Consider the following 12052-nt stretch of genomic DNA (forward strand, 5'->3'; position numbering starts at 1 on the left):
CCGCATCCGCAGCGAGAAAGGCATCCGCTGGGGCGGACGCCCCCTCACCACCGCAGCCTGACCAACCCGGCGAACCAACACGGTCACAGCACTAGCTGGAAGGGATCACGGGAGGGGCCAGGTGTACGGCCCCTCCGGATCGTCCAGCCACGCCCGTACCCGCCCACCGGAGACCGTGACGCCGTAGCGCTCCCGCCCGGGCCGTAGTGCGCGCTCCCAGAGGTTGTGGGCGTCCTGCGGTTCGAGGGTGCCGTGGGTGAGGGTCAGCAGGAAGCGGAACAGTTCGTGCTCGCCGGCCCGGTGCGGGATCTCGCCCGACGAGGGGGGCTCGGCGCCGCGTAGCGGCACGAAGTACGCGGCCGTGTGCAGGAAGCTGCCCTCGGCGTGCTCCGCGTCCCGCACGGTGAGCACGATCAGGCCGGTGGCCAGCGGTGCCAGGATGCGGGCGCCGGGGCTGCACTGCGCGAGCCAGCCGGGCGGGATCGACGGCAGCGCGCAGGTCGCGATGATCCGGTCGTAGGGGGCGTGCTCGGGCACTCCGCGGGCGCCGTCGCCGGTGACGACGGTCGGGCGGTACCCGGCCTCGGCGAGATGGCTGCGCGCGGACTCGGTGATCTCCGGTTCCAGGTCGACGGTGGTGACCAGGTCGTCGCCGAGCCGGTGGGCGAGCAGCGCCGCGTTGTAGCCCGTCCCCGCGCCGATCTCCAGGACCCGGCTGCCCTCCGCCACCCGCAGCTCGGCCAGCATCCGCGCCATCAGCGAGGGCTGGCTGCTGGACGACACCAGCTCGCCGTCCCGCAGCCGCGTGGCCAGCGGCACGTCGGCGTACGCCCCGCGCAGCCAGCGCTCCCTGGTGTGCGGGTCGGGGCTCCCGCCCCACAGCCGCTCGTGTCCGTCCTGGACGCCGACGTAGTAGTACGGCACGAACAGATGCCGCGGCACCGCCTCGAACGCCGCCCGCCACCCCGGGTCCGCGTCCCAGGCCCCGCTCAGCCCGATCTCCCGCACCAGCTCCGCCCGCGCGGAGCCGGCGACGGCGTCCAGATCCTTGTCGAGAGCGTGCGCGCCCATACGTCCACTGTCCTGCGGCAGCGGCCGGGAGGCGAGCGGTCCTAAGTCCTGAGTCCTCCGCCACCCCGTCTGAGACCATGGGAGCGTGAAAGAGATTCGGCGCGGCACGCTTCAGGAGCAGACCTTCTACGAGCAGGTCGGCGGGGAGGAGACCTTCCGCCGGCTCGTCCACCGTTTCTACGAGGGTGTGGCCGAGGACCCCCTGCTGAGGCCCATGTACCCGGAGGAGGACCTGGGCCCGGCCGAGGAGCGTTTCACCCTCTTCCTGATCCAGTACTGGGGCGGCCCCACGACGTACAGCGACAACCGCGGCCACCCGCGGCTGCGGATGCGCCACGCGCCTTTCCAGGTCGACCAGGCCGCGCACGACGCCTGGTTGAAGCACATGCGGGTCGCCGTCGACGAACTCGGCCTGTCCGAGGAGCACGAGCACACGCTGTGGAACTACCTGACGTACGCCGCCGCTTCGATGGTGAACACGGCGGGCTGAACACCCTTTGCCGCGTGGGGAGATGGACGGCGCGCTCAGCGCACGCTGACGCCGAGTGCGCCAAGTCCCGCCCTGCGGACGGCGATCGAGCCGTACGGCGTCCGCAGCCGCAGCCACGCGCCCGACGAGAAGAGGCCGGGTTCCTCGCCGGGGCGCAGGAATCCGAGCGACTGTGCCGCGTGCACGGCGCGGACCGGCAGCGGGGTGTCCCCGACCGTCCGGGACCAGATCTCCCGCCCTATGCGGTCGAGTTCGGTGCGCGTACGGCCCTCGGGCGCCAACTCCTGCGTACGGGACCGGAATTCGGCGACCCCGGCCGCGATCATGCCGCGCAGTGCCTGTGGCCCCGGCAGCCCGGACTCCGGACGCCAGCCGCCGCGCGGCGGCAGCACCCCGGCCCACGGCGGGCCGGTCACCGCGGCCGGTACCCCGGCCGTGGCCGCCGACTCGTCGAGCAGCTCCAGGAGTTCACCGGCGGAGACGGTCACGTCGAGCGTGACATCGAGGCCGTTCTCGTACGGCTTGGCGAGGCGCACCGCGCGGATGGCGAGCACCTCGAAGGACGGCGGCCGGCCGAACACGGCGAGTGCCGTGCCGACGGCCTGCAGACGGACCGCGGCACCGCGGTCGTAGTGGAGCAGCCGGGAGAGGAAGGCCGCGAGATCCGCCGCCTCCCCTTCGTCGGCGAGGTGGAGGACCGTCATGCGGCGACGGCCTCCTCCTCGGTGTCGTCCCGGTATTCCTCCAGGAACTCCCGTTCCTCGGCGGTGATCCGGCGCGGTCGCTGCGTCTCGAAGTCGAACGGGACGATCACCGTGGAGGCCCGTACATAGAGCTGGTCGCCGTCCTTCACCTCGTAGGTGATGGTGAAGGACGCCGCCCTGATCTCCGTGACCCACAGCTCGATGTCCACAGGCGCGTGCCGGTGGACGAGCTGGCGTTTGTAGTCGATCTCGTGGCGCGCCACCACCGAGCCCTGCTTGAACTCCTTGTCCGGGCGGAACAGGAAGTCGATACGGGCTTCCTCCAGGTAGCGGAGGAAGACCACGTTGTTCACGTGGCCGTACGCGTCCATGTCCGCCCAGCGCAGCGGGCAGCGGTAGATGTGGCGCAAGAGATCAGCCCCGGGTCAGCTTCTTGTAGGTGGCGCGGTGCGGACGCGCGGCGTCCGGGCCGAGCCGCTCGACCTTGTTCTTCTCGTACGACTCGAAGTTGCCCTCGAACCAGAACCACTTGGACTCGCCCTCGTAGGCGAGGATGTGCGTGGCGACCCGGTCCAGGAACCACCGGTCGTGGGAGACGACCACGGCCGCACCCGGGAACTCAAGCAGAGCGTTCTCCAGCGAACCCAGGGTCTCGACGTCGAGGTCGTTCGTCGGCTCGTCGAGGAGGAGCAGGTTGCCGCCCTGCTTGAGGGTGAGCGCGAGGTTCAGGCGGTTGCGCTCACCGCCGGAGAGGACGCCGGCCGGCTTCTGCTGGTCGGGGCCCTTGAAGCCGAACGCGGAGACGTAGGCGCGGGACGGCATCTCGACCTGGCCGACGTTGATGTAGTCCAGCTCGTCCGAGACGACGGCCCACAGCGACTTCTTGGGGTCGATGTTCTCGCGGCTCTGGTCGACGTAGGAGATCTTGACGGTCTCGCCGACCTTGATCGAACCGGAGTCCGGCTCCTCAAGACCCTGGATCATCTTGAAGAGGGTGGTCTTGCCGGCGCCGTTCGGGCCGATGACGCCGACGATGCCGTTGCGCGGCAGCGTGAAGGAGAGGTCGTCGATGAGGACCTTGTCGCCGAACGCCTTGGAGAGGTTGCTGACCTCGACGACGATGGAGCCCAGGCGCGGGCCCGGCGGGATCTGGATCTCCTCGAAGTCCAGCTTCCGCATCTTGTCCGCCTCGGCGGCCATCTCCTCGTAGCGCGACAGACGCGCCTTGGACTTGGCCTGACGCCCCTTGGCGTTGGACCGCACCCAGTCCAGCTCCTCCTTCAGACGCTTCGCACGCTTGGCGTCCTTCTGGCCCTCGACCTTGAGGCGGGACGCCTTCTTTTCGAGGTAGGTGGAGTAGTTGCCCTCGTAGGGGTGGGCGCGACCGCGGTCGAGTTCGAGGATCCACTCGGCGACGTTGTCGAGGAAGTACCGGTCGTGGGTGACGGCGACGACGGTGCCGGGGTACTTCGCGAGGTGCTGCTCCAGCCACTGGACGGACTCGGCGTCCAGGTGGTTGGTGGGCTCGTCGAGCAGCAGCAGGTCGGGCGCTTCGAGGAGCAGCTTGCAGAGCGCGACGCGGCGGCGCTCACCACCGGAGAGGTTGGTGACGGGCCAGTCGCCGGGCGGGCAGCCCAGGGCGTCCATGGCCTGCTCCAGCTGGGTGTCCAGGTCCCACGCGTTGGCGTGGTCCAGGTCCTCCTGGAGCTTGCCCATCTCGTCGAGCAGGGCGTCCGAGTAGTCGGTCGCCATCAGCTCGGCGACCTCGTTGAAGCGCTTGAGCTTGCCCATGATCTCGGCGGCGCCGTCCTGCACGTTCTCCAGGACCGTCTTCGACTCGTCGAGCGGGGGCTCCTGGAGCAGCATCCCGACGCTGTAACCCGGCGACAGGAACGCGTCGCCGTTCGAGGGCTGCTCAAGGCCCGCCATGATCTTGAGAACGGTGGACTTACCGGCACCGTTCGGCCCGACCACACCGATCTTCGCGCCGGGCAGGAAGCTCAGCGTCACGTCGTCAAGGATGACCTTGTCGCCGTGCGCCTTGCGCGTCTTGCGCATGGTGTAGATGTACTCAGCCAAGAGAAACCGTCCGGCAGCTTGAAATCTGGAGTGGGCAGATGTAGTCCATCTTGCCTGACCCCTGCCCCTCGGGGGAAACGCGTATGGGCGTGGGGCTGTGAGCTGGGGGTCAGCGGCTACGCCGGCTTGCCCGGGGTCCCGTGCCACGGCCAGTACTCGAAACCGTTGCCGACGTACCAGTCCAGCCTGGTGCCGCCGCAGACGCCACTGCGGACATCGAGGAAGTCGTAGTCGACGGCCTTGATCGACTTCTTGGGGAAGGTCACCGATATCTCGGTGCTGACGGTGCCCCGCGCGGGAATCGTGCCCAGCGACAGGGTCGTGGAGTTCCACAGTGCCAGTGAGCCGTTGGTCTTCTTGTTCCAGTGCAGGCTCATTTTGTGCCAGTGCCCGCTGCCCACGCGCCACTGCACGAGGGGGGCCGGCCCACGGTTCTTCATGAAGTTGCCCAGGGCGAAAACGTAGGTGGCCTTGGGCAGGGTCACGGCCTCGGTGTTGTGCACCCGGAGGCGGGCGTGCAGCGTCACGCCGGCACTGTGTGCCGTGGGCGTCACCGACCCGGCGGCGTCGGAGACCGAGACCGCTCCGTCTCTGCACGCGTAGGCCGCGGTCGTCGCGGCCCGCGGCTGGGCGGCTTCGGCCGCGACGGTCCCGGGCACGGCGCCGAGCAGACCGGTCGCGGCCAGCACGACCGCTCCACGGCGAACGGTGGTCTTCATCAGTGGTTCCCCCCACATCCGGTGTCGATGGTGTTCCGTACCGCTACCGCTCAGTCCTGCTGCCCGGGCTTCCGGTCCCGCAGCAGGACCAGGGCCGTGGCGCCGATGCCGACCAGGCCGAGGGCCACGACCGTGATCATCGGGGTGATCGCGGAGCCGCCCGTCTCGGCGAGGTTCGTGTCGACGGTGGTGCCGCCCACCGTCGCGGGGCTCGGTTCGCTGAGCGTCTGTGTCACGGCGCCGCCCGCGTCGCTCTGCGTCCGGCAGTCGAGGACTCCGGCGAACCGCTTCTCGTAGCCGTTCGGCGCCGTGATCGTGAAGTCGTACGCTTGGTCCTCCTGGAGCGGGATCGTCACCGTCGCGGCCTTCCCTGCGTCGACGGCGTGCTCGACCCCCATCAGCTCGAAGGTGAACGTCTCGTCGCCCTGGTTGGCCGCCGTGATGTCCACGCCGCTCTTGGCACAGTTCTTCTGGGCCGACAGTGCCGGTATGGCGCCGGTCGCCGCCCAGTCCGCGCTCGCGGCGGCGGAGACCGTCGACTCGCTGGAACCGGCGAGGATCTGGGTCTGGCTCCGGCTCTCGGAGGTGAAGGCCCGGCCTACGGGCACGGTGGTGGAGGCCTGCACGGTCAGCTCCGCCGACCCGGCCGCCGCGTCCTCGGGCACGTCGAAGAACACCTGGCTGCCGTCCGTCGCGGACGTGACGACCTTGCCGTCCTTGTCGACGATCCGCACCCCGGTCGTGGCGGCGTCCGCGGGCGGCGTCACCGTCACCCCGCTCGCGTTGGTGTGCACCGTCACCGGGCCGAGCCGCTCGCCGGGGTGCCCGGAGACCGCGGGCGGGTCGAGGGTCAGCGAGGCCTGCGGCTCCGCCACGTCACGCGCGCTCTTCTCCAGGTAGTCCGCGAGCTTCTCGGCCTGCGGGTCGACCGCGTCGACGTCGGCCCCGTCCGAGTAGCGCCAGATGGCCACCTGGGTACCGGCCGCCGCGTCACTCTCGGTCAGGCCCTTGGTGCCGGCCTTCGCGGAGAGCGCCGCGAGGTCGTTCACCTGCGGGTAGGAGTGCTGCAGGATCCAACGGATCCTGCCCGCGCTCTTGTTGGCGCCCAGCGAGGTGCCGCTCCACGCGGTCTCGTGGTACTTGGCGTCGCGCTGGGTCGGGTTGCGGAGATCGACGCAGTACGTCTGCAGGGTGCCGCCGCCGTCCACGGACATCTCGAACAGGCCCGCGGAGACCTGCTGGTCGCCGCCGTCCGCCGCGTCCGCGTGGATCACGGCCTCGCCGTACGTCTTGAGCCCGCCTATCGTGGCCGTCGCCCCGCCCTGGGTCTGCGGTGTCTCGTCGGCGACGGCCGGGCCGGCGCCGGCCAGCACTCCGGCGGCGACGAGTCCGCACGCCCAGGTCGCGGCGACGAGGCGCACGGCGCCCCGGCCGCGCAAGGACAGCGCGGAGAACACAGACAACGCAGATGACACGGAATTCCCCTTCGAGCAGGACCCGTCGACGTGGGGGTGCGGTCCCACCAGCAGAATCAAAGCGCCGGGAACTGTGCCCGAGCTATGCCCGGCATCCTAAGGACGCCGTCGCACCCCGTTCTCCAGTCGGGTCATCGGATAACCGATCCGACTCGGAATCGTTATCCCCAAGATCGCTTGCGAGCAGGGCCTATCGACAAATCCACCGAGCCATTCGGAACGCATTCATCGATAAGCCGTAGTTCGATCAGCTCGGGGCATTCACTGACATCACGTCACCGCGACGGGCTCCGGCCGCTGTTCGGTGGACGAGGCGCCTGCGGAATCGTCGGCAGGTGTCTCCCAGTTGGGCTCGGGCCGGGGCGGAGAGGCCGCCGTGTCCGGCTTGTTGGCCCGTCGGAAGGCCGAGGTGCCGCGCGCCAGGTCGTGGCCGATCGCCACGGCGTCGATGTCCGCCGAGGACCAGTTCGGCTGTCCCTCACGCACTTCCGTCCGCACTTTCAACCGGCCCTGGACGACGACGGGGTCACCGACCGTCAGCGACGCCGACACGTTCGTGGCCAGCTGCCGGTTGGCCCACACCGTGAAGAAGTTGGTGTGTCCGTCCGTCCACGTGTTCTTCTCGCGGTCCCAGTAACGCGCGGTCACCGCCAGCCGGAACCGCGCCGACGGCCCCGCCGCCAGATCCCGGTACACCGGCTGTGTCGCCACGTTGCCGACCGCGCAGACCATGGTCTCGTTCATCGCGCATCCCTCCCTGACCCGGCCGCGCAGGCCGGGCGGAAACGCGTACGGGCCCGTCCCGTACGGCTGCAGTCAGACTGCCTCCGCCGAGCCGAGCCCGCTGAGCGCTGTGGACCACCGCCCACCTGTGGAAAACCTCATCACCCGGACGAGGGAACGACGTTCGGACCGCAGTTCACCCGGTCCCGACGCCCGCCCCCGTGACCCGCCCGTACTGCTCCCGCACCTCCCGGTACCGCAGCAACTCGGCGGCCAGCGGATCGAGCACCCGCGCCCGACCGCACCCCGCCGCCGCCTCCCGCAGTCGCCGCTCGGCGTCGAGGCCGTAGCGCCGGGCGGGGCCGCGGGCCGCCATCCGGCAGCTCCACTCGACGAGCGGGCCGCCGATGATGCCCGCCACCATCAGCAGCACCGGCACCCCGAGATTCGGTGCCATGAACCCGATGATCTGGCCCAACAGCCACAGCCCGCCCACGACTTGGAGGATCGTCATCGACGCCTGCGCCAGTACGGCCGCCGGCCACCAGCCCGGCCGCGGTGGCCGCCCCACGGGCAGCCCGGCCCGCGCCGCCAGCTCGTCCAGTGCCTCGGGCAGCCCCTGCGACCCGCGTACGGCCGCCTCCCGCACCGCCTGCGCCCACGGCGCCGGCAGCCCGCCAGAGGCCCGGTCGGCGACCGTACGGACCGCCTGTTCGACGCGCTGGCGTGCCGTGGCCTCCTCGTCCGCCTGCGCACGGAGCAGCAGTCGGCCGGTGGCAGGCTCGCGCCGGTCGTTGTACCAGCGCCACAGCCGCAGCCAGGGCGTGCCGCAGGCGCGGTTGGCGTTGCGCAGCCAGGCGCGTTCGGCCGCCTCGCCCGCCGCGGTGGCACCCACCGAGTCCGCGAGCCGCGCAGCGAACTCGTCCCGTGCCTCCTCGCTGAGCCCGGTGCGCCGCCCCGTGGCGTAGACGGGCCGCAGCCGCCAGGCCGCCGCGTCGACATCGGCCGAAATTCGCCGTGCCGCGGCTCCACGATCCGCCACGAACTGGCCCAGAACCTCCCGCAGTTCCGGGATGCCGTCCCCGGTGAGCGCGGACAGGGAGAGCACGGTCGCGCCGGGTTCGCCGTACTCCCCCAGGGCGATCCCGTCCTCGTCGAGCAGCCGCCGCAGATCGTCGAGGACCTGGTCGGCGGCCTCCCCGGGGAGCCGGTCGATCTGGTTGAGGACGACGAACATGACCTCCGCGTGGCCCGCCATCGGCCGCAGATAACGCTCATGAAGGATCGCGTCGGCGTACTTCTCCGGGTCCACGACCCAGATCACCGCATCCACCAGCGCCAGCACCCGGTCCACCTGCTCGCGGTGCGCCACGGCCGCCGAGTCGTGGTCGGGCAGGTCGATCAGGACGAGCCCGCGCAACTGGGCCTCCATCTCGGCGCTCTGCAGGGGGCGCCGGCGCAGCCGTCCCGGGATGCCGAGCCGGTCGATGAGAGTGGCCGCGCCATCACTCCAACTGCACGCGATGGGCGCGGCGGTGGTGGGCCGTCGTACGCCCGTCTCCGAAATGGCCACTCCGGCGAGCGCGTTGAAGAGCTGCGACTTGCCGCTGCCGGTGGCGCCCGCGATGGCGACGACGGTGTGCTGCCCGGAGAGCCTGCGCCGCGCCGCCGCCTCGTCGAGCACCCGCCCCGCCTCGGCGAGGGTCCCGCTGTCGAGCCGGGTCCGGGAGAGACCGACCAGTTCCCGCAGCGCGTCGAGACGGGACCGTAGCGGCCCGTCGTACGCCAACGGGGCCGGGGCGTGCGCGACATGGGAGGTGTGCGCGGCCTGTGCACGGGAGGCCCTGATCTCCATGGCGGCGGCCTGCTGCGCCGCGGTGGTCTCGTTGACCCGCCGCGCGATCAGCCCGTCGTCCCAGGAGCCGGCCGATTCCTCGGGGTCCGTGGGGTCCGTGAGGTCTGCGGACGCCTTGGATTCCGTACGACCGGAGGTGTCCGTGGGACTGGAGGTGCCGGCGTCGGTCGGCACGCGCGCGTGGTCGTCGGTGCCCTCCAGGTCACCCACTTCCTCCGCTTCCTCCGTGTCGTCCACGGGAGAGCGGTTTCCGGAGAGTCCCTCTGAACCGCCCTCCACAGGGGAGGGATCGGCGTGATCCGTCTCGTCCGTGTGTTCGTCCGTGTGGTCCTGGTCAGTGACGGCAGTCACCGGTCACCTCTCCTTCTGCAGTACGGACAGCGCGGCGATGAGTTCGGACTGGGGTTCGGGGTGCACGTCGAGGGCGTCGAGCGGGGCGAGCCGTCGTTCGCGCTCGGTGTGCATGACGCGGTCCAGGTGGTCGTTGAGGAGCCGCCCGGCGCGGTCGCGCAGCCGCAGCGCGCCGTGGGCTCCGATCCGCTCGGCGAGCCCCTCACCCGCGGACCGGGCCCGGCGACCGCCCAGCAGCGCGGTGGCGACCAGAGCGGCGACGACCTCGGGAGCGGGCGCGATGCTCCGGTCGAGGTCGCTCACCTCTTCCTCGGCGTACTCCTCCAGCTCGCGCCGCCACCGCCGTACGGCCATCCCGATCCGGTGTTCGGCGCTCTCCAGCGAGGGATCGCGGGCGGTGAGTTCGGGGGCACCGGCGGCCGGTTCGCGCCGCCAGGCGTCGTCGACGCGCTCGTCGGCGGCCGTGACCGCGCACAGCAGGAGGGCGGCGAGGCTCTCCGCGAGGGCGTCGAGCAGTTCACCGGCGGAGCAGTCGAGCGGGAAGGCGCGCCAGCGCTTCAACGCGTCCCCGGCGAGCACCGCCCCGGCCTGCAACCGCCCCCGCACACGCGCGTGCTCGCTGTCGTACGCCACGTCGACGGCGGCCGTGAGCCGCAGTGCCGCCGCGTACTGGGCGGCGGCGGCGCCGGCCAGTTCGGGCATCCGCGACTTGAGCGAGTCGAGGACGCCGTAGGCCGTACGCGCCATCGCCTGATGCCGGGCCCCCGGGTCCTGGGCCTGCTGCACGAGCCAACTCCGCAGTGTCGCCACGGCACTGGCCGGAAGTAGTCCCCCACCCCAGGCGGATTCGGGCAGTTCGGGCACCGTGAAGCGGGGCACGTCGCCGAGGCCGGCCTTGGCGAGCAGGGCGCCGTACTGTCGCGACACCTCGGACACCACCTGGTGGGGCACCCGGTCGAGGACGGTCACCAGGGTCGCGTTGTGCTCCTTGGCCGTGCGCAGCAGGTGCCAGGGCACGGCGTCGGCGTAGCGGGCGGCCGTGGTGACCATGACCCAGATGTCGGCCGCGCAGATCAGTTCGGCGGCCAGCACCCGGTTGTCGGCGACCAGGGAGTCGATGTCGGGCGCGTCCAGGAGGGCGATTCCGCGCGGGAGGGTGTCGGCGGTCTCGATCCGCAGCACACGCATGCCGTCCTCACCGGGGAGGAGCAGTTCGTCCCCCGGGTCCTGATCGGGCACCCACACGCGCGTGAGGTCGGGCAGTACCCGCATCCCGCTGAACCAGTGATGGTCCTCCGGATGGCAGACCAGCACCGGTGTGCGGGTCGTCGGCCGCAGCACGCCGGCCTCGCTGACCCGGCGCCCGACAAGGGAGTTGACGAGCGTCGACTTGCCCGCGCCGGTGGAGCCGCCGACGACGGCCAGCAGGGGCGCTTCGGGTTCTTTGAGGCGGGGCACCAGATAGTCGTCGAGCTGGGCGAGCAGTTCGTCGCGGTTGGCACGCGCGCGTGGAGCCCCCGCAAGGGGCAGCGGGAAGCGTGCGGCGGCGACACGGTCGCGCAGGGCGGAGAGTGCGTCGAGCAGCTGAGGCCGTACGTCCAAGGTCACCACATGTGAAGAATGCCCAATTTTGGGGGAATTCTGAAGCATATGAGCATGCCTGCGCGCCGACAGAACACAACGGACGGAAGGGATGACTGGGGCATGGGCACAGTCCAGGCATAACGAGTGCACAACACCCGTGGCGCGGGGCACCAAAAGCGATGCACGATTCGTACCTGCCTGCGATTATCAGGACCGCTTCACCGAACCTCCACATCGAGCCACGGAGGGGAAGCAACAGGGACAAGGACCCGGGAGCCCTATCCTTGTCCCCGGCAACGTCACGGACCGGCCCACACCCGGGCACACCACGACCGAGGCCACACACCCGGCCCCCGTAGCTCAGTGGATAGAGCAGGCGCCTTCTAAGCGCTTGGCCGCAGGTTCGAGTCCTGCCGGGGGCGCTCTGCGTACGTCCCATATCCGCCCTCCCTCCGGGAGGGCGTTTTTGCTGGTCAGGGGCATGCTAACGGGCAGGGCGTCGCGGTGGCGCAAGGCCGAACCGGCCCCCTGGTGGCCATCGCGACCTTCGTCTGCTCCATCGGCAACATGCGCCTCGCGGTGGTGCTGTGGAAGGGCGGCATCAGTTTCGGCGGGGTGATCGCCTTCATCTACGCCGACCTGCTGATCCTGCCGATCCTGAACATCTACCGGAAGTACTACGGCGCCCGGACGGCCGGCTTCCTGCTGGTCACCTTCTTCACCGCGATGGCCGTCGCCGGGTACATCGTCGAGTTCGCGTTCGGCGGCCTGGGCCTGATCCCCGACCAGGCCGACGCCAAGATCCCCGACGACGGGATCACCTGGAACTACACGACCTGGCTCAACATCGCCTTCCTGCTGCTGGCCGCGAGTCTGGTCGTACGGTTCCTGCGCAGCGGCGGCCCGGCCATGCTCCGACTGATGGGCGGCTCACCGGATCCCGCTGAACACGAAGACCACGACTCCCGTATGCACAACGGACACCATTACTGAACCGACGT

10 protein-coding genes, 1 tRNA gene and 1 pseudogene are annotated in these 12052 nt (G+C 70.6%); 3 read left to right on the top strand and 9 right to left on the bottom strand.

Annotated elements, in window-relative coordinates:
• Nucleotides 1-105 precede the first annotated feature (105 nt).
• Complete coding sequence (locus tag AB0I69_RS28870) at nucleotides 106-1071, bottom strand: methyltransferase domain-containing protein (RefSeq protein WP_363098634.1); 966 nt, start codon at nucleotides 1069-1071, stop codon at nucleotides 106-108.
• Between the two features lie 85 nt (nucleotides 1072-1156).
• Between AB0I69_RS28870 and AB0I69_RS28875 the strand changes: the two genes are divergently transcribed.
• Complete coding sequence (locus tag AB0I69_RS28875) at nucleotides 1157-1561, top strand: globin (protein WP_363098635.1); 405 nt, start codon at nucleotides 1157-1159, stop codon at nucleotides 1559-1561.
• Between the two features lie 35 nt (nucleotides 1562-1596).
• On the opposite strand, the gene AB0I69_RS28880 is transcribed toward AB0I69_RS28875, so the two are convergent.
• The 8 genes from AB0I69_RS28880 to AB0I69_RS28915 all read right to left on the bottom strand — a co-directional run bounded on the left by AB0I69_RS28880 (nucleotide 1597) and on the right by AB0I69_RS28915 (nucleotide 11078).
• Nucleotides 1597-2265: a hypothetical protein gene (locus tag AB0I69_RS28880; protein ID WP_363098636.1), complete on the bottom strand. Its 669-nt coding sequence runs from the start codon at nucleotides 2263-2265 to the stop codon at nucleotides 1597-1599.
• Nucleotides 2262-2675, bottom strand: a complete 414-nt coding sequence (locus AB0I69_RS28885) for a thioesterase family protein (protein WP_363098637.1) — start codon at nucleotides 2673-2675, stop codon at nucleotides 2262-2264. Before AB0I69_RS28885 ends, AB0I69_RS28880 begins: the two co-directional genes overlap by 4 nt.
• 4 nt (nucleotides 2676-2679) lie before the next feature.
• Nucleotides 2680-4344: an energy-dependent translational throttle protein EttA gene (gene ettA, locus AB0I69_RS28890; protein ID WP_363098638.1), complete on the bottom strand. Its 1665-nt coding sequence runs from the start codon at nucleotides 4342-4344 to the stop codon at nucleotides 2680-2682.
• Nucleotides 4345-4460: 116 nt separating this feature from the next.
• Nucleotides 4461-5063, bottom strand: a complete 603-nt coding sequence (locus AB0I69_RS28895; protein ID WP_363098639.1) for a hypothetical protein — start codon at nucleotides 5061-5063, stop codon at nucleotides 4461-4463.
• Nucleotides 5064-5113: 50 nt separating this feature from the next.
• Nucleotides 5114-6538, bottom strand: coding sequence for a Cys-Gln thioester bond-forming surface protein (locus AB0I69_RS28900; RefSeq protein ID WP_363098640.1), 1425 nt, complete (start codon nucleotides 6536-6538; stop codon nucleotides 5114-5116).
• Between the two features lie 270 nt (nucleotides 6539-6808).
• Nucleotides 6809-7282 carry a single-stranded DNA-binding protein gene (locus AB0I69_RS28905; protein WP_363098641.1) on the bottom strand — a complete coding sequence of 158 codons (474 nt, stop codon included), beginning with the start codon at nucleotides 7280-7282 and terminating at the stop codon, nucleotides 6809-6811.
• A gap of 175 nt (nucleotides 7283-7457) precedes the next feature.
• On the bottom strand, nucleotides 7458-9467 hold the full coding sequence (locus tag AB0I69_RS28910) for a YfjP family GTPase (protein ID WP_363098642.1): 2010 nt from the start codon (nucleotides 9465-9467) through the stop codon (nucleotides 7458-7460).
• A gap of 3 nt (nucleotides 9468-9470) precedes the next feature.
• Nucleotides 9471-11078, bottom strand: a complete 1608-nt coding sequence (locus AB0I69_RS28915; RefSeq protein WP_363098643.1) for a dynamin family protein — start codon at nucleotides 11076-11078, stop codon at nucleotides 9471-9473.
• A gap of 322 nt (nucleotides 11079-11400) precedes the next feature.
• Here AB0I69_RS28915 and AB0I69_RS28920 point away from each other — a divergent pair.
• Nucleotides 11401-11473: transfer RNA gene (locus tag AB0I69_RS28920), tRNA-Arg, on the top strand.
• A 100-nt stretch (nucleotides 11474-11573) separates the two neighbouring features.
• Nucleotides 11574-12044, top strand: a pseudogene (locus AB0I69_RS28925) (permease); the annotation flags it as partial.
• Between the last annotated feature and the right edge of the window lie 8 nt (nucleotides 12045-12052).

This window comes from Streptomyces sp. NPDC050508, from assembly GCF_040655155.1.
Lineage (GTDB): Bacteria > Actinomycetota > Actinomycetes > Streptomycetales > Streptomycetaceae > Streptomyces.